The 23,747-nt window shown below is 45.5% G+C and carries 11 protein-coding genes; all 11 read left to right on the top strand.

Features of this window, described 5'->3' with window-relative positions; all coding sequences use genetic code 11:
* Positions 1–14 precede the first annotated feature (14 nt).
* Positions 15–5,825 carry an amino acid adenylation domain-containing protein gene (locus ACL9RF_RS07115; protein WP_422799911.1) on the top strand — a complete coding sequence of 1,937 codons (5,811 nt, stop codon included), beginning with the start codon at positions 15–17 and terminating at the stop codon, positions 5,823–5,825.
* A 29-nt stretch (positions 5,826–5,854) separates the two neighbouring features.
* Complete coding sequence (locus tag ACL9RF_RS07120) at positions 5,855–6,658, top strand: thioesterase II family protein (RefSeq protein WP_422799912.1); 804 nt, start codon at positions 5,855–5,857, stop codon at positions 6,656–6,658.
* A gap of 12 nt (positions 6,659–6,670) precedes the next feature.
* The gene (locus ACL9RF_RS07125; RefSeq protein WP_422799913.1) at positions 6,671–10,252 is read left to right on the top strand and encodes an amino acid adenylation domain-containing protein; all 3,582 of its coding nucleotides are present in this window, start codon (positions 6,671–6,673) and stop codon (positions 10,250–10,252) included.
* Between the two features lies 1 nt (position 10,253).
* Positions 10,254–11,351 (top strand): saccharopine dehydrogenase NADP-binding domain-containing protein, encoded by a 1,098-nt coding sequence (locus ACL9RF_RS07130; RefSeq protein ID WP_422799914.1) that lies wholly within the window; start codon positions 10,254–10,256, stop codon positions 11,349–11,351.
* An 11-nt stretch (positions 11,352–11,362) separates the two neighbouring features.
* Positions 11,363–12,463, top strand: coding sequence for a Gfo/Idh/MocA family oxidoreductase (locus ACL9RF_RS07135; RefSeq protein WP_422799915.1), 1,101 nt, complete (start codon positions 11,363–11,365; stop codon positions 12,461–12,463).
* A 74-nt stretch (positions 12,464–12,537) separates the two neighbouring features.
* Positions 12,538–16,968, top strand: a complete 4,431-nt coding sequence (locus ACL9RF_RS07140; RefSeq protein ID WP_422799916.1) for an amino acid adenylation domain-containing protein — start codon at positions 12,538–12,540, stop codon at positions 16,966–16,968.
* A 2-nt stretch (positions 16,969–16,970) separates the two neighbouring features.
* A complete protein-coding gene (locus tag ACL9RF_RS07145; protein ID WP_422799917.1) occupies positions 16,971–18,317 on the top strand; it encodes an MATE family efflux transporter in 1,347 nt (448 codons plus the stop codon).
* A gap of 1 nt (position 18,318) precedes the next feature.
* Positions 18,319–19,017: a 4'-phosphopantetheinyl transferase family protein gene (locus tag ACL9RF_RS07150; protein WP_422799918.1), complete on the top strand. Its 699-nt coding sequence runs from the start codon at positions 18,319–18,321 to the stop codon at positions 19,015–19,017.
* Between the two features lie 268 nt (positions 19,018–19,285).
* Positions 19,286–21,448 carry a hypothetical protein gene (locus ACL9RF_RS07155; RefSeq protein ID WP_422799919.1) on the top strand — a complete coding sequence of 721 codons (2,163 nt, stop codon included), beginning with the start codon at positions 19,286–19,288 and terminating at the stop codon, positions 21,446–21,448.
* A gap of 384 nt (positions 21,449–21,832) precedes the next feature.
* Positions 21,833–22,261, top strand: coding sequence for an HYC_CC_PP family protein (locus tag ACL9RF_RS07160; protein WP_422799920.1), 429 nt, complete (start codon positions 21,833–21,835; stop codon positions 22,259–22,261).
* 88 nt (positions 22,262–22,349) lie between these two features.
* Positions 22,350–23,738 (top strand): TolC family protein, encoded by a 1,389-nt coding sequence (locus tag ACL9RF_RS07165; RefSeq protein WP_422799921.1) that lies wholly within the window; start codon positions 22,350–22,352, stop codon positions 23,736–23,738.
* Positions 23,739–23,747: the final 9 nt, after the last annotated feature.

The following is a 23,747-nucleotide window of genomic DNA, read 5'->3' on the forward strand; positions in this document are numbered from 1 at the left end:
TAAAACCATAAATTGTGACAACCTTAGCATCAACAAACCCTAAAATAATAGTGAAAAGTATCGCCGAAACCTATAGGTACCTGCAGCTGAGTTTAATGGAAAATTTAAAACTGGATAAAGAGGATCTGGATGAGTTAGGTAAGGAGGAGAATCTCTTCCAAATTGGTCTCGACTCTATTAGCATGGCTGACCTCGGCCGTCGCTGGAAAAAAGATCTTGGAATAGTTGTGAAAAATGCGGACTTTCTGCGGGAGCCGACGTTACAGCGTTGGGCCAACTTATTATTCGCCAAAATTCAGGAACAAAATCCCGCAACCCGAGCCTCGGACAACATGGATGCCTGGTATATTTCCGATAAATCAGCGCGCTTTAAAAAATTTAAGCTCGGCGCCATACAGAATGCCTACTTGGCTGGCCGAAATGCAGAGCTCCCCTGGGGGGGAATCAGCTGTTATGGATACTTTGAAAGGGATACCGTTGACCTAAATTTTGACGCTTTGCAACTTGCCTTGAACGACTTAATCCAAAGGCATGAGATGCTCCGTGTTCAGGTTAGCCTTGATGGTTTCCAACGTATTATGCCTACTGTAGCCTATGAAATTCGTAGGTATAGTTTAAAAGATAGCCTTAATGTTCAGGTAAAACTTGCGGATATACGTGCGCAGATGGAGCATCAAATCCTTCCTTTAGGACAGCCTTTGTTTGACCTTAGGGTTACCGAAATGCCTGCCAATAGCTGGCGCATACATTTCGGCATGGATTTTATGGGTAGCGATGCCTTAAGTCTTCGCATATTCTGGAGAGACTTGTCTATTTTTTACGCACAACGTATAGGCACCTTATCCCGAAATAATGGCTTACCCGAAATTAAAGCCTCCTACCGTGATTATATTTTTTACCTGGAGAAACGTAAAAAATCAAGCTTATACGAAATCGATAAATGCTATTGGATGGACCGCTTAAGCAGCTTCCCTCCAGCACCGCAGCTACCGCTGAAACAACAAACTAGCGCCTTTAACCATGCGCCTGCTGAGTTTTCACATTTTGAAAAATGCCTGGATAACAAATCCTGGCAAAAGTTTTGTAAAGGTGCTGCAGCACAAAAATTAACCCCTACTGCAGCTTTACTCGCCATATTTGCTGAAGTTATTGCCGCCTGGTCGACAACGCATCATTTTGGGTTGCTCCTTACTGTGTTCGACCGTGCTCCGGTTCATCCGGATATCGATAAGGTAATTGGCGACTTTACCCACTTATCGCTGTTACGTGTAAACCGGAAAAATCAACGTGTTACAGAAAATGCACATGCCCTGCAGCAGCAAATGCAAGAGGATCTGGAGCATAAAACATTTTCGGCTTTGGCGCTAGTCAAGGCATTAAATCAGACTTCAGATGCGGCCGAATACTTTTACCCTGTAGTATTTACCAGTGTATTAGGTTTGAGTATGGAGGAGCATGACTTAGGGGATATTAATTTATTTGGTAAGGTAGGTTACTCTTCCTCGCAAACACCACAGGTATGGTTGGATGCACAGGTGTTAACCAAAAATGGGAATACTGTACTGGCCTGGGATGCCTTGGAAAGTATATTTCCTGCAGGTGTAGTGCTTGCTATGTTTGACCGCTTTACCGAACTCGTTGATACTGCCATAGAGGATGCTGTATTTTGGGAGTCTACTTTGACTGACCTGAGACCTAAACAGCAGTTCGAATGGCATAGCCATGTCAATAAAACAGCATACCCTTTTCCGATGAAGCTGTTGCATGAGCCTATTTTTGAGCAGGCAAAACAGCATCCTAACAGAGTGGCTATCGTTTTTAATGGGCATGGGTATTCCTACCAACAATTAACCGAAAGTGCTAATAGGCTGTCTAACCTTTTACACCGAAAAGGCATCCCCGGTGCTGCACGTATTGTCGTTCACTTGCAAAATTCATTCGAAGCGGTAGCCGTTATTCTGGGCATTCTGCAATACGGTGCCGCATATATTCCAATAGCGTACAACAATCCGAAATTCCGAAGCGTCGAAATGATAAGGCAAGCCGATGCGCATGCAATGATCACCGACCAAGATTTCACCGGCTTAGTGTCAGAAAGACCTGATTTCATGCTGCTTACACTGCACGATATAGCCTTGGAGAACCAAGAGCCCATAAATTTTCCAACCCGAAATATAGGGCCGGAGGCAATTGCTTATATGATATTCACGTCAGGCTCTACTGGCAAACCCAAAGGCGTAGTAATCAGTCATAAGGCCGCTTCCAATACAATTTTAGACGTAAACAGACGCTTTCAGGTGACGGAAAATGAGGTCGGACTGATGCTATCTGCGCTGAGTTTCGATTTATCGGTTTACGATATATTCGGCGTTCTAGGTAGGGCGGGAAAGTTAGTTATTGCTAACGAACAGGAACGCATAGATCCTATAGCTTGGAAATCCCTTATTACGCAACATAAGGTTACCTTATGGAATAGTGTTCCTGCTTTGTTTACGGCATTTTTAGATGCTTTTTCGGAACATAACTTCAGCAGCCTAACTAAAATATTTTTATCTGGTGATTGGATTCCCCTGTCGACTTTTGATCGGATGAAGCAATTACTTCCTCAAGCCGAGCTTATCGGTATGGGAGGCGCTACCGAAGCTTCCATATGGTCTAATTATCAGCTGGTAACAGCGCGTAATGACGATTGGACTTCCATTCCTTATGGCCTGCCCCTATCCAACCAACAGTATTATATCCTGGACGAAGCCAGACGCCCTTGTCCTACGGCTGTTAAGGGGAAGCTACATATTGCCGGCAGCGGTCTAGCGCAGGGCTATTGGGGACAAAAAGAGAGTACCGAGCGTGCATTCTTTTGGCATCCTCGCTTGCAAAAACGGTTATATGATACGGGTGATTATGGGCGTTATATGGAGGATGGCCGTATAGAATTTTTAGGTAGAGCTGATGACCAGCTAAAGATCAATGGCTATCGTATTGAGGCTGCTGAGATTCAAATGGCCATACAGCGATGCTACCCCGATTTAACCGCTGTTATTTTACCGCTTGGCGCAAAAACAGAGCCCAAAAAACTGGTTGCGTTTGTAAAAACTAAACCAGAAACGTTCTGCGCGGAGGATTTAAAAAGACTATTGGCGGATTATCTCCCGCCCTATTTTATTCCGGATTATTTTATACCCATGCTCAATTACCCCTTGGGTAGCAATGGCAAAATAGACTATCATAAACTTAAAGATGTCGCTACAGCATATCGGGATTTCCCGGTTGACCAGAGCTGTAATAAACCTATGCTTACAGCAAAGCCTCCCATCGGTATGCACCCGGTACTGCTGGTTGTACGCCATGTGCTCGCACAGCCCGATATCACAATTGATACGGCTTTCAGCAGGCTGGGTATTTCATCTATGGACATGATTCGCCTGGCAAACCAGCTGGAACACCAGTTTTTAGCGCGGCCTACCGTTGCGGAGATGGTAAAATTAGATTCGGTCGCTGGACTTATAGCTTATTACAATAAAAACGATATCCATTTTGAGCGGCTCGAAGTTGCCGATACTGTGCCTGTTAAACCTCAGTATCTCCTGTATAGTACTGAATTAATGGCTTATCTGGATGGACTGCCAAACGCCGATAAAATAAGCCTAAGCCCTTACCTCAGTAAACAAAACAGGATGCTGCATGCTGTTACTACGGAAAATCGAAATTTCGCCCTGGCTGCGACGGATAAACCGGATGTATATAGCAGCTGGCGTAAAAAATACCAAAGTTTCGCCCCTAGAATTTTAAGCCTTAAGGATTTTGAGGGGTTTATTAACCTTTGTTCGGCACAGCAAACCGATCAAAACTTCCGTTTTGGTTATGCTTCAGTGGACGAAATATATCCCGTTCAGGTTTACGTTAGTGTCTTTAACAATAAGGTCGAAGGCCTGCCTGCGGGCTATTACTACTTTGACCCTTACATACGGGAACTGCAACCTATTTTTGTGGAAAGCAACAATTTAGCCACCGCACCTTACCTACCCCAAGGCGCACCGGAACATGTTGCCTTTGCGATACATCTACTGGCTGATATGGCTTCCCTTTTTCCTTATTACCAGCGGGATTCTTTGGTTATGTGTATGCTGGAGGCGGGGCGCATTGCGCAGCTCCTGGAATCAGATGGTATGCACTACAATATTGGGTCGATCGGCGGTAATGCTGTCGATTTTGAAGCCTTCCGCCCTTATTATAATTTATCCCTAGCACATTATCACCTCCATACCTTAATGGCAGGTGCTATAGATTTCGATGCTGAAAAAAAAGCGCTGTTAGCGCTGCAACAATCGCTCGGCTGGCAGGCATACATCCCAACCTTAACGGCTTTGCTTGCAGCATGCAAACAACAGCAGGTACAGCTGTGGTTGGATGGCGACAAATTAAAGTTCAGGTCTCCGCAGGGAGGGCTTAACGGTGATTTATTGAAACAATTAAAAACCCACAAACCTTTGCTTGTCGACTACCTACAATCCGACACGTATAAATCGACACCACAGCAAGAACGATTTCCACTTACGCCAATACAAAAAGCATATTTGTGGGGTAGAGATTCTAGTTATACCTTAGGAAATGTAGGCTCGCATTATTACTGTGAGTTGTTATGGCCTTTTCTTGCTGTCGATAAATTGGAGGACGCTATAAATCAAGTTATTGCTATTCACGATGGTTTACGTACCGTAATCTACGCGGATGGTACCCAAAGTGTGCGCCATGAAAACTGCACTTATACGCTTCATATTACAGATCTGCAGCCTGAACAGGTCAGAAAAGAACGTGCCCATTTCCAATATCCGATTGGGCAATGGCCGATGTTTCATTTTGAGGTGAGCCGTGCTCATACCGAAAGATGTGTCTTACACCTTAGTATTGATTTGTTGGTATTGGATGCTTGGAGCGCTAACCTCCTATTACGCGAAATCGTGAAAGCCTACAGCGGAGAACAGCTTTTAACCCCAAGCTATACGGTAAGGCAGTACCTAATCGACGAGCTATCTTGGCATGCCAAATTCCCGCAATTTTTGCAAAAGGCCGAAGAATACTGGGCGTCAAAACTAAGCCATATTCCTCCAGCCCCCGCCTTACCCTACAGCAAAGAATTAACGGCTATAAAACAGCCGCGGTTTGAAAGGTATGGTTTTACCCTAACGTCCGAGACCTTGGAATTGCTACGAGCAAAGGCGCGGAACTACCGCATGGATGCTACGGCTGTATTCGCCTGTCTTTTCTCCAAACTATTGTCGTATTGGAGTGCTGGAAAAGCGGTATCGCTCAACATGACGCTCTTTAACCGCCTTAGCCTGCACGCGCAGGTGGATCAGGTGATAGGCGATTTTACCAACCTGGCGCTAATCAGCTACTTTCCAAAACAGCATGGCACCTTCCTGCAGGAAGCTATCGCTATGCAGGAGCAATTATGGATGGCTATAGAACACCGGGCGAAAGACGGACTGGAACTTTTACGTAGCTTGAATAAACGCAATCCTAGACAGGCGGTTATGCCTGTGGTGTTTACCAGTTTGTTAAACAACAACGGCTCGCAGGGAACTGGGAGCACTTTACCCGATGGTGTCCGCGAGCTTTATGCGGTGAGCCAAACACCACAGGTGGTGTTAGACCATCAGATATACGGTCAAGGCGACTGCTATCAGCTGAATTGGGATGTCGTCGAGGAAGCCTTTGACTTGGAGCAGCTTCGCGACATGTTAAAACGCTACGAAGCCTGGATACAGCAACTTGTTGCAGCTGACGACTGGGATATTCAGCTGGATAGCGCATCACATACGTAAATATTTTAATACCCTACACATACCAAATTATGAACAGACTACAACAATGGTTTCCTTACAACTATAAAAATCTAGGGGGAGAGCGGCAATGTAATAATTTTTATAACAGCTATGCTGATGGCCCCCTGCAGGTGTTCTGCTTCCCTTCTGCCGGTAGCGGAGCCCAGTTATACCGAACATGGAGGGAAAAAACAAAAGACCAGCCTTGCATAAACTTTATACCCGTAGAAATTCCGGGACGGGGAAACCATATCCACAGGCCTGCGGCAACATCTATAGACGAACTGCTGGCCGATTTTTTACCCGTATTCGCCGATGTCGTTCAAGGGAGTTATGTACTCTATGGCCATAGCTTTGGTGCTTTAGTAGCTTTTCTGCTGGCACATAGCTTACAAGAAAATGGTTTCCTCCCCCCTGAAAAACTTATTGTCGCGGGAAGGCATGCGCCTCATATGCACGACCCTAGCCTGCTAAACAGCGCTAGTACAGATGCTGAAATTACGGCCGAACTTAAAAAAATGGGCGGTACTCCAGCGGTGTTATTAAATCATCCGGAGATGTTACAGTTTACCTTGCAACAATTGCGTGGCGATTTACGTACCCATGAATCTTTCCATTATTGTGGTCAAAAGCTACAGATTCCCGTAGAGGCGCATTGCGGCATGCACGATGATGCCGATTTAACGGTAATGGATTACTGGCGAGAAGTGACCGCAGGATCTTTTCAAATACAGGAGTTTTTTGGCCATCACTTCTTTATCCAATCTCTGGGTGATATTTACCTCAAGAACTTGCTTAAAACCCTGAATAACACTTATAAAAGCTCACATTAATTGGTACCTGTTATGCAAAATGATTTACATAATCCAACACATGCGTCGCATATTATCCAGGATAGCAACTGGCACAGAGAAAGAATCCGTATCGCACCGGAGATATGGAGTGCTATTCAGGAGAAATCAAAACATTGGCACTTGCCAGCAGATCGTATTTTGGAAATTAGCGTTATATTGGCTTTAAAAACATGGCTGGATTTACCGGTTCTTGTAAACCAAGAGGCCTTTCATATTCTACGAAATAACGAGTTGTATGTTTCACCGATACCTACTTTCCATGCAGATATCGATGTAGACCGTAGTTTTATAAGCTATTGCACGGACATAAAGGAAGGCATTATCCCAAATCTTCAAAGTCAAATATCGGCACTTTCCGATGGTATTTTAATTGTTATGCAGGAGCCTTCACCGGGCAACGATTATGCTGCAGTACGTGTGGCCCTATGTGTTCACATGAATACGCTAGAAGGTTTACGTATCGATTGGCAGATAAAAACAGACTTTATGGCGATGGATAGGGTTAAAGCGCTGACCGAGAGCCAACAAAAATTATTGTTTTGGGCGGCCAATACCGATTGGAAACAGCCCTTACCCGATCTGCTGAATGCGGCTGAACGACATACAAGAAATGAAATAAACCAAACTTCCAGGCCAGGGGTTGCGCAGTGTATGCACGACGCCTTTTTCAAAAATGCCCTAACCCGTCCACAGCAAGTAGCCCTATTGTGGGAAGATAAATATGCGGCACAATTAAGTTATGATGCCCTGTCGACAATGGCGCTAAAGTTAGCGCGTGCTTTGGTCGACTGCACTGACAATACAGCCTGCCGTATCGCTATTCTCCTACCCAAAGGACCGGCTCAGGTTATAGCGGCATTGGGTATATTAGGCAGTGGTGGTACCTATATTCCTATTGCGGTTGATCAGCCTTATAAACGCATACAAAAAATTTTAACCACAGCAGCGGCGCAGTTTTTGGTTACCGACAGCGCCAGCATAGCAGCCTATCCCTACTTGAAAGACTTGACACAGGCTGGTTCTATTAAATGTATAAATATAGATGAAACAGCGCATTTAGAGCCCTTGGCCGCCCCTGTACAGAACCATCCATCGCAGTTAGCCTATATAATCTTTACCTCTGGCTCTACCGGTGCTCCCAAGGGTGTCGAGATAACGCATGGCGCCGCCTGGAATACCATTAACGACGTAAACAACAGGTTTGTGGTGCAGGCTAACGACCGCATTTTAGCCGTTTCTGCATTTGATTTTGACCTTTCCGTATACGATATCTTTGGACTACTATCTGCTGGTGGTTCCGTAGTATTACTCCCCGAAGAAAAGCGCAAGGAACCTTCCATATGGCTATCATTACTGGAAAAATATAAGATCACTATTTGGAATTCCGTTCCAGCACTCTTCGATATGCTGCTCCTTACGGCTTCAGAACGCGATAATTTAGGGCATCTTCGTTTAGTGCTACTCTCTGGTGATTGGGTGGGATTAACGATTAAAGAGAGGCTAAAGAAAGTATCCGTACACAGCAAGCTTATCGCACTCGGGGGGGCTACGGAGGCTTCTATTTGGTCCAATTATTATGTTGTCGATGCTATCCAGCCAGGATGGATATCGATTCCCTATGGTAAACCCCTGGCTAACCAAAAATATAGGGTTGTAAATTCTTTGGGAATGGATTGTCCCGAAACTGTGACTGGTGAACTGTGGATTGGCGGCCAAGGTCTCGCAAGGGGTTATACCGCCAATAAATCGCTTACCGATAGCCGTTTCGTTTATGCCAATGGCGAAAGGTGGTACCGCACAGGAGACTTAGGTCGCTATGCGGCTGATGGCAACTTGGAGTTTCTAGGACGTTTGGATCAGCAGGTAAAAATAAATGGTTTTAGAATAGAACTTGGCGAAATAGAAGCCGCATTAAAAACCATCCCTGGTGTTGCGCAGGCTACGGCGGTGGTGCTTACCTTAGCGAATACCCCTCACCTGATTGCTGCTGTTGTTCCACGACAGAGGCCCGCCATGGCAATAGCAGAAGATTCTTGCTGGCCATCTTCCTCTTCTCCTGCCCCAACAGCTGCGGTCAGGGTAGCATATAAACGTCAGCAACAGGTGGTTGCCGAGGTTATTTTTGCAACGCTACAACTAGCGACAATCACCGTTAGCGCTACGAAAAACCGCAGCGCTGTGCCTTTACTTCCAGTGCAAATCGAACAATTAAAAATGCAGGTAACCGCACATCTGGAAATTGCCCCAGAACATATGCCTACCATAGACATGTGGTTAAACTGGCTGCAAAATCGGCATTTGCTCGTCGAAAAGGGAGGACGACTCTTCCTGAATGGTATATGCCAGAAAAAATATGCTACACAGGATAGCGCCCTTACTGCCTTAAACAGCAGGCTGCAGGGCCGCATTCCTATGCTACAGCAGATCTTATCGAACAACATGCCAGCGCTGGCCTTACTGGACGACGAACTCCTTGCGCCTGAAAAATTAAGCAGCTTAGACAGGGGCATGATAAATGGAATAGATCGGTTAGCAAAAAAAATAAATCAGCAGGCTGAAATCAGTTCAGAACCTTTAAAAGTGGCTATTCTCGGAGCAGGTTCAGGGTTACTATCCGAACAGCTGTTACATGCCACTGCAGGAAAGGCAATCCGGTATTGGGTTGTTGATGAAGGGCATAGCCTCCTCCGTAGTTTCACCAAGCGACAAGCTGCGGCCGGACATCTGGTAACACCTATTGAACGAAGGCAGCACCAAATTCCGGAAGCGTATCGCTACGACTTCGATATCGTCGTCGCCATAAACAGCCTCCACAGCTTCCAACAGCCCGAAGAGGGGCTTTTCATCTGTACACAGCTGCTCTGTGATGCCGGATATTTATGGGCCCTGGAGCCGGAAACGCTGATGCCGATTGCGCTGCTAAGTGCGGGCGTTATTGAACGTGGATTTCAGCATTTTGATGCCAAACGTCGCGATAGCTTTAACCCTATGATGAATTCGGATTCGTGGAGAAACTACTTCCAAAAAACTGGATTTATAACATCGTCCTGTGAAAAAATTCGCGGTTCCAACTTGATGTTGTACCAATGCCAATGTCCAGCTGGGAGACCGCAATTAAAGGTATCGCATTTGCTGAGGCAGCTTAAGGATTTACTTCCTGCACATATGTTGCCCGAGAGGTTGTTTATCTTTCCGCATATGCCTTTAAGCGCTAACGGCAAACTCGACCGCAGGGAGCTTGCAGCACAGCTTAAAAATAGTGTAAACCAGGATATGCAAACCTATAGGACTAATATAGAAGGACCTGTTGGTGTACTGGAAGAGGGTATCGCTGGGCTTTGGAAAGAACTCCTCGATATAAAGACAATAAGTCGCGACGATATATTCTTCGAAATTGGTGGCGATAGTTTATCGGCTACCCGCTTTTTAGGCCAGGTAAGGGAACAGTATGCCGTGGATTTAAAGCTGAGTGCTCTATTTGGGGCTACTTTGTGGGAGCTGGCCTTCGCTATACAGCAGGAGCAGTATCGACTACAGGAGGAATGGAAGACAATGGAAACAGGGGAAATTTAACATGATAGGAATTATTGGAGGTTATGGTGCGGTGGGCTTCGAGGCCTGCATTACCTTACAGCAACTTGGTATCGGCCCTTTAAAAATTGGGGGGCGTAATCCGGATATCGGAAAAGCTAAACAGCAACATTTTTTAAGCAATGCGAGTTGGGAAAAACTGGATGTTGAACATGAAAGTAGCTTACTGGCGTTTATTCAGCACTGTGATCTGATTTTAAATTGTAGTGCTCCTTCGCATCGCTACGCCAGGCGCATTGCCGAGGCTTGTATACAGCAAGGCGTGCATCTGGTGGATGTGGGCATGGACCCTGACTACGCCAGGAAGCCTCTCCACACGGGTAGCAGTATACTGCTGTATGCTGCGGGGGCTACACCGGGTTTTTCGGGGCTCTTTCCGAGATGGTGTGCCAAACATTTCGGGACAGTACATAGTCTGTTAAGCTACTATGGTAGCCTTGGCGCTATAACCCCCGCTGCAGCTGAAGACTACTTGGAAGCGGTGATACAGCCTGATTATAGGCCACGTGCGGCATGGAGACAGGGTATTGTTTCTCAAATATTAACGCCACAGCGCCACATTAGCCTTCCATTTTTTAATACTGAGCTTACGCTTTTCCCGCTATTTGATGCCGAAACGCATTTGGTAGCCCAGAAATTAACACTGCAGAATGGATCTTGGTATGCTGCCGTTCAGGGCGAACATACTGTCGCCTTTCTGGATAGCGCGAGCTATGCATTCCAACAAAATCGCCAGGCGACGATTGCACAGCTGGTACTAGCGGCAGAGATGGATAGCCTTGGTAGAAGCCCTTATTTTAAACTGCTGCTACAGCTCGACGGCGAATGTAACGGAAAACAAAAAACACAAACCGCTTTTTTTCAGGTTGATGATATTATTCCGTTCTGTGGAAAAATCGCAGCCATAATGGTTAAAGCCGTAATGGATGGAAGGGTAACCCCGGGCTTACATCATACCGCCGCAATTAGGGATGTGGATTTTGTGATGGAGATGCTTCAATCACTCCTTCCGCCAGGGTCCATTCAACGGATAAACACCGCAATTACAGATCTTCTCATCGACGATGAAGGAAGCATTTAAAGCGTATTCACATGAAAACACCTCAAATTATGACCGCAAAAAAGATAAGAGTATTGGTATTTGGCTCCTCATTTGGACAGTTTTACCTGGAAGCTATTCGTAAGCTCCCCTTTGATTTTGTGCTGGTGGGCCTATTCGCTAAGGGTAGCGAGCGCTCCCGAAAATGTGCCGAAATATATAATGTCCCTCTTTTACAAAACCTCCATGAAATAAATCCTCAGGATATAGACTTGGCCTGTATGGTCCTGCGTTCGGGTGTAATGGGCGGCAAGGGCAGTGAATTTGCTTGTTACTGCATGGAAAAAGGAATACACGTGCTGCTTGAACATCCTATTCACCACAGCGATCTCGCCAACTGCCTGCGGACTGCAAAGGTAAATGCTGTGCACTTCGGCATTGGAAATCTATACCAAAACTTACCTGCATTTCAACGTTTTGCTGCCGTGGCGAAAAAGATTTTCCTAACCAAGCAGGACATCTACTTGGATATTGCCTTAGCTACGCAGGTATCTTACCCCTTGGTGCAGCTCATGACAGCAATTTTGCCTAACGCCAGACCGCTTCATATTCAGCATGTGGTTAAAGACGCTCTGCCATTCCAGCTGCTTAGCGGCACCTGGGCTGGTTATCCGTTTATTATGCGCGCACACAACGAGGTTAACCCAATCGATCCGGACAACCATCGCCATTTATTGCATAGCATTGCCCTAGTGTGCAGCTCGGGGACTTTAGCATTAACCGATAACCATGGCCCTGTGGTATGGAAACCTCAATTGCACATTCCGCATCAGGAACTCCTAAAAGACATCGCAACGGTGGAGCAACTGTACGAAAGAAGTACATTGATACTAGGTCCCGAAACTGCGCCCAGCTACCTGGAAATATTACAACAACAATGGCCCAATGCCATTGCTCAGGATCTTCTTGCCATGAAAAGGAGAATCCTTCATAAAAAAACAGATGCCTCCCAAAGTGCACAGCAGGCGCTACTAACTGCGCGGTTGTGGCACACCCTGATGGAGGCTATGGGGCCACCAACATTAAAGCCTGATGCTGTTTACGAACCGCAGGATAGCGCTGCCTTAGTAAACTGGGCACAGGCCATGTTGTAGGAGCTGGTGGAATATGTACTTCAAAAAATGTTTTTAATATTCGAATACCCTTACGAATTGTTAATGTATAAGCTATGCAAACCAAACCAATACCTATTGAAGCGCTGATTGAACATATGCGCATCAGAAATATCCAGCTCTGGACGGAAGATGCTGTCTTAAAATTTAAAGCGCCAAAGGGCGTTATGGAACCGGCAGATCTCCAGCTGCTAAAGGAATATAAAACTAAAATTATCGCTTATCTTGCGGATATTCCTACCAGAGTTACCGTTCAGCATGACCTATTAAACCGCTACAAACCGTTTCCGCTAACCGATGTGCAGTCGGCATACCTCTTGGGGCGTAATCCGGCCTTCGCTTATGGTGATGTGGCCTGCCACTTGTATTTGGAATTAAAATACCCATCGCTAGACCGTGATCGGGTCGAGCAGTGTTGGAATGTGTTGATTCAGCGCCACGAAATGTTACGCGCCAGCATTAGTCCGCAGGGCTTTCAAACGATTAGCGAGCATGCGCCTGCTTTTATAGTGGGTTATCAGGACATCTCCCTCCTCGCTGCCTCCAAACAGGCAACGGTATTGGAAGCTATACGCAGCAGCATGAGCCATCGGGTCTACGATACCACGCAGTGGCCTTTGTTTGATATTGCGATTACAGCTACGCGACAAAAATCACAACCTGCGTGTATTTTACATTTTTCTATGGAATTTTTAATTGCAGATTGGAGTAGTATGATGATGTTACTGGCGGAGTTTGAAATGCTTTATTTTGAGGCTTCTAAACCCTTAAAACCAATAGATGTTAGCTTCCGTGATTATGTTATAGCCGAAAGGGCGTTACGCGAAACCCCCGCCTATTACAGGGATCGTAACTATTGGATGAAGCGTGTAGAAACACTGCCTTCAGCGCCTATGCTGCCTTTAAAACGACGGGAATATACCGCTAAAAATCATTTTACACGGAATAGCTGCCTAATTAAAAAAAAGAACTGGGACAGCTTTAAGGCTAATGCTAGTTCTTTTGGCATCACCCCTACTGCTGCCGTCGCCGCGGCTTTTGCTGCCGTACTGGAGCGCTGGAGTGAGCATGCACATTTTTGTTTAAACTTAACGGTGCTAAACCGCAGGCCTCTACATCCGGATGTGGATCGGGTTGTAGGCGATTTTACCTCACTATCGTTGCTTGAGATAGATTTTAGGGAACAAAAAAACTTTTTCGAGCACGCTAAAGATTTGAACATACAGCTGTTTAACGACTTGGACCACACGGTATTTACGGCGGTAGAGCTGCTGCGTGAAATCGCTAAAGTAAAACAAAACGGTAGTATACTTTATCCTGTTGTGCTTACCAGTGCCATTGGTCTTTTTGATAATCGTAAGGATTTGAACTTAACCGGACAGATGGGGGATTATAGCATCAGCCAGACGCCACAGGTTTTTTTGGACTGCCAGGTTGTAGACAGCCTCGACGGACTTACAGTGAACTGGGATGCACGTGATGGCATTTTCCCGGACCAGCTGGTTGAAGATATGTTTGTTAGCTTTGAGCTGCTGCTGAATGCACTCGCTACGGCTATTGATAACTGGCATATCAGGGCGCTGATCAGCCTGCCGCCATGGCAGCAGAAGGAAAGGGAAAGGGTAGATAATGAACCTGCACCATTACCGCAAGTATTGCTCCATACGCCAATACTCAAAAACTGCAAAAAATTAGCTTATAAGATTGCCATTGTTGACCAATTTGGTGCAATAACCTATGAAACACTGGCGCATAAAGCCGCCAACATTGCCCTGCAACTGCAGCATTTGGGCTGCAGCGCAGCGGCTAGGGTGGCAATTACAATCCCTAAATCGCACCACCAGGTTACGGCAGTAATGGCGGTGCTTGCTATAGGTGCTGTTTATGTTCCAATAGATAGCCATCAACCGGCCGCCAGAATGGATAAGATTATAAAAAATGCCGGTATCAGATTTATTATCACTACGCAGGAGTTCCTGGATCATAACTGCATTACGGAAAATAAGTTGCTGGCGATTGCGGTAGATCGCTTGGAAGCGAAAACTACGGTAAGCTTGGAAAATATCGCTTCCACGGCACAGCAGACTATGCAAACACCGGCTTATATTAGCTATACCTCGGGCTCAACAGGAGAACCTAAAGGGGTGGTTATTTCACATTTGGGTGCCAAGAATACCATCGAGGATATGCATCGGCGCTTTGGGATACGCCAGGAGGATACCTTGCTGGCGCTGTCGCAGCTTGGCTTCGACCTATCGGTATTTGATATTTTCGGCCTGTTGGCTGTTGGCGGAACCTTAATTTATCCGCATCCTGCAAGGCAGCAGGACCCCTCGCATTGGCTGGAATTAATGCTTACATATGGGGTGAGTTTGTGGAATACGGCACCGGCGCTCCTGCAGATGCTTGTCGATTACTTGGAAACCGAAGGCGTGCAACATATCGAGCCGCGCCTTGCACTTAGGCTTGTATTGCTTTCGGGCGACTGGATTCCATTGCCTCTTCCCGACAGGTTGCTGAGTTATGTTCCTAAAGCTCAGATTGTCAGTTTAGGTGGCGCTACGGAGGCCTCCATATGGTCGTTTTTCTACCTGTATACCCGTTTAAATCCCGATTGGGTCAGTATTCCTTATGGCAGGCCTTTGTCTAATCAGGGCTGCTGCATACTGGATAAGCAGATGCGCGATTGCCCGGTTTGGAAAAGCGGAGATTTGTATATTACAGGTTCAGGACTGGCCTTGGCTTATCTTAATGATGCGGAGCTTACGCATGATCGTTTTTTACTGCATCCTGTTACAGGCGCTAGCATGTATAAAACAGGGGATCTCGCCAGGTTTTGCCCTGGCGGGGATATTGAGTTTTTAGGTCGTGTGGATAAACAGCTAAAAATACGCGGACATCGCATTGAAATTGGTGAAATAGAGGCTGCTTTAGCAGAGCATCCTCAGGTTGCACATGCTGCTGTTATTGCAAAATCCTTATCCGAAATTAGCCGTCAAAAATGCTTGTTTGCTTTTATTGTTCCAACAGTGCAGGGCGCGGAGGCTTCCTTGCATTCCGAATTAATGGAGTTTTTGCGCGACAGGATTCCGGCGTATATGCTGCCCGCGCAGGTTAGCTGTTTACAGCGTATGCCTCTAACCTTAAATGGCAAGCTGGATATTAAACAGCTGGAAGATCTTTGTGTTTTCGACGTTGAAAACAGCACCTCCGATAGCCTTTCTTTTCAGGATGACCTGGAGCAACGTATTTACGAGTTATGCTGTAATGCTCTGTCTTTAAGGGATATAAAAAGAACTCAAAACCTTAATGAGTTGGGTGCTGACTCGCTAATTTTTGCGCAGTTGGCCGGGAAAATGCGTGATATTTTTAGCAGTAGCGGACAGAAAGATTTGAGCTTTGACTTTATTCTTAGGCAGTTAATATCTTCGCCTAGCATTGCTGCTTTGGCAGACTTCTTCCGCTGCCATCAGCAGGTTAGTGAAGTGTCTAAACCGCGGGCTGTTATAGAAGTACCCCCCCGTTTGGGAGTTTGCACCAATTTTAGCGACAATGGTGCTGCTGTACAGCGTATCATTATTCAGGGGGATGGCACCTGGGATAATTATAAGCCTTTGATCCGGTACCTGCTGCAAAAGCCGGAACAGCGGGAACAGCCACAGTACGCTGTATACGGTATTTCTATTGGGGATACTGCCGCATATTGTGCTTTAGACGAAGATAAAGTGCTGGATTACCTCGCCGACGATTATACGTCTATTATTTTGGAAAATGGTGCACGGCAGGTGCAGCTTATTGGCTATTCTATTGGCAGTATGGTTGCTGTAGAAATTGCTAGAAGACTGAGTGAAAAAGGTATTGACATTGTGGATTTATCGATCATCGATGCGCTAGCTGCGCCTTTTAAAGTGTACGATAGTTTATTTATAGAATTCCGTTTTCTGCCTAATTTAAACATTGACCTTGCCGATGCGGGATTTGGTGAAATTAATGGTCCTTTATTTATGGCGTGGCTTAGGGATACGTTAGCGGTTAATAATAATGAGCTGCCTGAAGGAGCCATATTTACCCTGTCAGGAAGACCGGAGCTTGCGCCTATGGCTTCGGTTTTTAAACGGCTAAACGTTGTACCGCAAAAAGATCGTTTTATGGCCTATAGCAGCGCTATAAAACGTCTACATAACCGCGATATACCTGTGGAGCTTCTGGAACGTAGCTACGCTATTTTTGTTCAAAACTTTAAAGCCTCTAAATATATTGCTCCTCCCTATTTTGGAGATATCAGGTATTTTAAAGCCAAAGACCACCGCACTACAGCAGCTAAAGACATCAACGACAACACCTTATCTATATGGGCAGACTTATGCTTGGGTACGCTGCAGGTAACAGAAATCGACGGTGACCACTGGACTTGCTTGGGCCCGAAATATGCTGCTGCACTTGCTGCAGCGCTTAATAAACCATTTCAGAAAGAATTAGATCGTTAGTAATGGATACAGTAAAACATACAGGTAAAATCTTAACAAACAATTTGTGGAAGTTGTCATGGCGTATGTCTTGGCCCATTATTATGGCCATGGTTTTCTATGGATTAAATACAGTTTTTGATGCCATCTTAGTGGGCGTATTTATCGGTAAAAAGGCTTTAGCAGCCGTTGTCGTCGCCTATCCACTGGTTTCGTTGACCATGGGCATAGGTTCTTTAATTGGAGTTGGTGCTGGCGCAATATTAAGTATCGCGATAGGTGAAAATGACGCGGAAAAGATGTCGGGCATTCTTGGCAATGTCAATTTTCTTAGCCTGCTGCTATCGATAGCGTATCTGCTACTGGCGGTACTTACTGGCAAGCGAATTCTTGCATTTATGGGCGCTGAGGGTGAAATACTAGCCCTAGCATTTACCTATTTTCAGCATACCTTATACGGTGTTTTCTTTTGGATTTATGGCTTTGCTGTCAATATGGTTATTCGTGCAGAGGGGAAGATGAAACTCGCCGCCATTATTATGGGAGGGGGATTGCTGATTAACGTGTTGCTGAGTTATATATTAATTGATATCGCAAAAATTGGTGTCGCCGGCGCGGCTTGGGGATCCAATATGGGTATGCTGCTGTATGGTATCTGTGGATGCTGTTATTTCCGTAGCAGATTTGTTTCCTATACCAGTAATCCACTGTCCTTGCATTGCGATAAGCATATACTAAGGCAGATAATAACCTTGGGAATGGCGGCTTTAATTATGGTGCTGATGAGCCTGCTACAGGCGGTAGCTGTTTTTAGAAGTGTTGCGCGCCATGGCACGGCAATAGATTTGGCGGTTTATGGTGCCTCGTATCGGGTATATACTTTGCTAATGATGCCTATTGCTGGTTTTATGCGGGCACTACAGCCTGTGGTTGGCATCAATTATGGTGCCCGAAGGTTCAAACGTACCGTAGATGCATTCCTTATTTTCGTGATCCTGTCGACGGTATGTATATTGCCGATATGGTTTATTATCAGCCTATACGCGGAGCCCATTTTAACGCGTATGATGCCCGGTGAGCTGTTGAATCCACAACAGTACCAAAACTTTCGCATATTGCTGCTGGCTACTCCTATTATTCCATTCTTGTTTATGACCATGACCTTATATCCCGCTATCGGCAAGGGAGCACCCGCCATAGTACTAGCAATTATACGTCAACTTATTTTTTATATTCCGGCCATGCTTATTTTACCGGCCATATTTGGTATTTCATCCATCTACATAGCGTCTACAGTGATTGAATATATCGTCGCCGGTATTGCTTTGGTTATGGTTATTTGTACTTGTAGAAAAATTAACAAGACTTAGAATGCATATTTACGCAGTTCATATTGACCAGGATTTAACGGACGCTCAATTCCTTAAACTAACGGAATATATCGATGCGGACAAAAAAGCCAGGATACGTCGTTTCCATAAGCGAATGGATGCTATACATTGTTTACTTGGCGATTTGTTAACCCGTTATATTTTGTGTAAGCATTATGCTGTTCCTAATACCGATATTGTTTACGCTTATCAACGGTATGGTAAAGCCTTTCTTCCGCATTATCCTGATTTACATTTTAATATTTCGCATTCCGGTAATTGGGTGGTTGCTGTGGTAGCTCCTGTTTTAGTAGGTATTGATATTGAAAAAATAAGACCCAACAGAACGCATATTGCTGCGGTAGCCTGTAGCGATATGGAAAATAGGGAGCTGCAAAAACTTAAAGATTACGAAAAAACAGTACTTTTTTTTAAATTATGGACACTGAAAGAAAGTTATATTAAGGCTACCGGAAAGGGTTTAACTGAGGATCTTACCGCCTTACATTTTTCGTGGCTTAACGGTAATATACGCCTGCAAAAAAATAATAAACCGGTAGCGGCGTATTTTGAAACCTTGGATTGTATAGCGGGTTATACGTTATCCGTATGTGCGCAGGATAAACATCCGGAATGCCGGGTTCACTTTTTTAGTCTTCAGGCTTTTTATAAGGCTGCCCTAATCGCCTTGGGCGATTAAGCATTTGTGGTTATAACTGCTGTTGTGGATGCTACAGCGCTATCTTTCTGGCTTCAGAAGATTGGTATAAACAACGGTTTACCTAGGCTTTCTTGCATAAACGGCACTTCATTGCACCATCAAGTAACTTAATAATAGCCTTTTATCTACGACAAAGTTACATTGAAAATCTAACTCGTAAGGTGCGAACATGGATTTTTTTACTATCTTAGAAATTCCTAAATCTTAAATTATATCAACCTATATCAATCATTTTAAAAACAATTTTATGCGTAAAAAGGTAATTTCTGTAAGCACAGCACTAGCATTTATTTTAATCTTATTTAGTTTTACCCCTTCCATTACCTATGGTGAAACACGAGTAGACCCACAAATAAAAGGCAAAATTGAATACCGTAAAAAACAGCTAACCTTAACCTGGCCGGCATTCGGCACTTCTGGAAATTATGTAATAAGCCGTGGAGGCAGTCGCCTTGCAACAGATTTTGTGCAGGTTGCTGCGACCTCCAAATTAACTTTTACAGATACCAAACCCCATGCAAATAAATATGAAAATTACTATAAAATAACGCGCAATGGTGTCAGCATAATGCTTTCCTTAGAAAATCAGTTGTTTGGTGAGCATATGTATTTCTACGATAGAAAGTATGAAACGGCAGCTACAGCACGCAACGATATTAATGCGCAGTTTAGCAGCATCGGTATGGGCGGATCGAACGGCGAATGGACCACAAAACGACAGGCGTATTATTTAAAACCTAATGTTAAAGGGCAATCGTACGATCCTGGAGGTACTGGCTCGGCTTCTTCTGCCGCGGCAAATGCTATAGAATTAGGTTTCTATGCACATATTGGCGGCCTCGGCCGTGTGCCGCAGGATGTTAAGGTGGGTGCTCTGTTTACGCGTCCTCACCTTTCGGGTGGTGCAAATGCTACGTGTACATTTTGGCGTTCCGTTGAAAATATCAGTGTGATGCGCGATTTTGCGTGGACGGTTTCTCAGTCTACGAGTGCCCGAAGGATGCATATTGAAAGTACATCTAAATATATTTCGGATATCGGAAATAGCAACTTTTGGGGTAGCGGTGGTTTCATTGCCGACACGCATTACAGCAGCAATCGCCCTGACTGGGGCGGACAGCAGCAGTGGTATACTCGAAATGCTGTTTTCCCGGCTGGCTCGGGCAGTATGGGTGGCTCTTATAATATGCTGTGGCAGGGGGTAGTAAATCCGCCGGCGGCGGATGCTACCAACACGCCTGTGGCTACAACACCAATCATCCGGGAGAAACCTTTTCTGTTTATCGACAAAGATGGTGCCTATAAGGTGTTTGTACCGGCATGGCAGCGAGATAGGGTTGGCGTCTCTTGGTCGGACACGGATATGGGTAAAGGGGAAGTGCAGGACGTACTTACTTCGTGGTATGTAGCCAAAGAGGGCGATACGGAGGTAACGATAAACCAAGCATTGAAGGCGGGGAAGAATATATTTTTTACGCCTGGACATTATGCCTTAAATGCCCCTATTCAGGTGAATCGGAAAAATGCTATCCTCCTGGGTGCCGGCATCGCTTCGGTAACCTTAGCGCCTACAGAAAATAATACCTGGGGCTGTATCTTTGCGGATGATAAGGAGGGGATAATTATTGCGGGTTTGTTAATGGACTCGTTTAATAGCACCACCTACCAGGTGCGTATCGGCAATGCGGGTGCGGATGCCAACCATGCGGCAAACCCTATTCTTCTGTCTGACATAACCTGCCGCGTGGGTGGCGTACAGGCAAAAAATGTTCAAATTCATGCTTCTATGGAAATAAATAGTAACCATGTTGTTGGAGACCATTTTTGGTTATGGCGTGCCGACCATGGCTCGCAACCGGGGGGCCCCTTGCGCTGGACAAGGGACAGGGCAAAAAACGGACTTATTGTTACGGGGGATGATGTTACACTGTATGCTCTTTTTGCGGAACATTATCAGGAGTATGAGGTGCTGTGGTTAGGTGAACGGGGCAGAACATTTTTCTTTCAGAATGAGCCGCCCTACGATGCACCGAATCAGGCAAGCTGGAGCAGTCAGGATGGCCGTGTGGATGGATATGCGGCATTTAAAGTGGCCAATACCGTGAAGGTGCACCATAGTATTGGCTTGGGCTCTTATGCTGTTTTCACGGGGACAGATGGCAGGGTAAATAAGAAAAATGGATTTGAAGCCCCCAACAGCCCTGAGGTGAAGCTGGAGAAAATGTGTATCACACGTTTTGCGGGCAACGGTAATATACTGAATGTGGTGAATGGTATAGGGGGTAGCACCGCATCGGGGGTTAGACGTGTGGCGCTGTATTCGAATAAGGAGGGTACGCAGCCTTACGATGAAAAGTTTGATTTGCCAAATCCTGAATCGTATCCAAATTATATCGTTATGGACAAATAATAGCGGTAGCTTTTTTGAATGCTTTAGTACCGTGTTGTAATACTGCAATATATAGCAGTAATACAACGCGGTTTTTGCTTTTGTCGGGCTACTTATGTACTAGTTTTGCCTGCTGTATAGGGTTTGTTGTAGGCCTTACTTGCTATACGGGATGCAGTAACAACCAGCCTATATGGAACAGTATAATTATGCGTTTCCATGCCGTATAGTTTAATTTTTTTAAGCTCGCCTTTGTTTTACCCTACCTGCCATCCTTTGCCAAACTATGCGCTACAGCGTATAGGGTTCAATATGTGGGGACGCTGAAATCCTATGCCCTCTCCTAGCGATATTGCCATAGGGGTATACAAACGATTAATTTTTTCTTAGCTTTGTACACGGCAAATGAAAAAATTAGCGGTCATATTATTTTCTACACTCTATCTGGTGCTGTCTACAGGCTTCACCCAGTATACACATGTATGCAAAACTATGGCTGTAAAGCTATATAGTCTGTCGAGCACAGCGCAAGAAAACCCCACTGAGCCCTGCCCCATTTGTATGGCCAAAGAAAAGGACCTTAAGTCTAAAAAACAGGGCTGTTGCAAACATGAAGTTAAGGTTGTTAAAGTAGATGAAGGGCTAAAAAAGCAAAACCATAGCGATCTGTCGGTAAAATTTTGGGGCGATGCTATCCCCGCCAAACAGCTGGGTGCCGTATTTGAGCATGCCCTTACACCTGATTTCTGCCAGCCTAACCCGCATTTCCTATCTTCAAAAGCCCCAAAACAGGGCAATTCCATTTATATTTTAAACTGCATATATAGAATTTAACAGCTGCGTATGGCTATCTATATACGGTCGTTTTCCATCGGCTGTATAACATCCTTACGTCTAATTTTTTAAATTCTATATATATACCATGAAATTTAAACTCCTTACCAGCCTTGGTCTGGTATTGATGGCGACTGGGCATGCATCGGCGCAGCTGCTGCAGCTTTCTGAGGCCATACAAAGGGCTACCGAAAGCTACGATGCGCTAAAAGCCAAGCAATCCTTGCATGCTGCCGCGGCAGAAAACACAGCCTTTCTGCGCCAGCTTCACTTACCGGATTTCCATATTTCGGCACAGCAGAGCTATGGTACCGTTAATATGATACACGGGCCTATGCTTGCCGGCGGCGGCATCGCCTCTACGTCTATGCCGCTGGCAGAGCAGAATTGGAATGCCGGTTTTGGCGCGTTGTACCTCGCCCATATCAACTGGAATGTTTTTACTTTTGGCCGCGTTAAAAACCAAATTGGTTTAGGCGTAGCCGCAGAAAGGACTGCCGCTGCAGACCTTAATCAGGAAATTTTTCAGCATCAGGTTAAAGTCGCTGCCGCCTATTTAAAGCTGCTTGCCTGCCAGCGCTTATACCAGGTGCAAGGCAAAAATGTAAACCGGGCACAGGTATTTTATACCCTTACGGCTGCGCGTGCAGAAAGTGGCCTATTGCCCGAGGTGGATGCTGCTTTAGCGGAAGCAGAAGTTGCGCATGCCCGCTCTTTACAGATAAAAGCACAGGACAAGGTGCTGGACTATAACAAGCAGCTTGCGGTACTTATGGGCGACAGCTTTAAAACATATGAGCTCGATAGCGCATACAGCAGTACGCTGCCGATGGACCTGTTGCAGTACCAGCAACAGCAGGCTAAAGGACATCCACTACTGCTACTGCAAAGCCAAAAAATTGATTTTAGTAAGCAGATGGAGTCGCTGTTAACGGCAGAGCGCAGGCCCAGCCTTTCTGCAGCGGCTGTCCTACAAGGGCGTGGTTCTGGTTTTGCGCACAACTACGCGCAGAACACCCAGGCTTTCTCGACTGCCTACCCAAAAGGTGTCGGCATAGACCGTGGGAATTACCTGCTAGGCCTTACCCTAAGTTGGAACCTTACACAGATACCACGGTATGCTGCGAAAATAAAAGAACAACAGCTGCTTACACAATCCTTACGCCAGCAGTATGATGGCTTAGCCAAGGAGCTACAAGCCCAACTGCAGCTGGGCGAGGCGCAGCTGCAACAAGCTTATAAAAACCTTAAGGAAACAATTGTGCAACGTAAAGCTGCCGAGCAGGCTTTTAAGCAGCAGATGGCACGTTATGAAAATGGCTTGTCGACCCTGGTCGACTATACCCAGGCTTTATACAGTATAAACCGAGCCGAGATTGAACAGGAGGTTGCCCATAATAATGTTTGGCAGGCATTACTGTTATTGGCGGCAGCACAGGGAGATTTAAGCACCTTACTACCTCATCACAAAGACTAAAGAGAAATA

The sequence above is a fragment of the Sphingobacterium sp. Mn56C genome (assembly GCF_049319645.1).
Classification (GTDB): Bacteria; Bacteroidota; Bacteroidia; order Sphingobacteriales; family Sphingobacteriaceae; genus Sphingobacterium.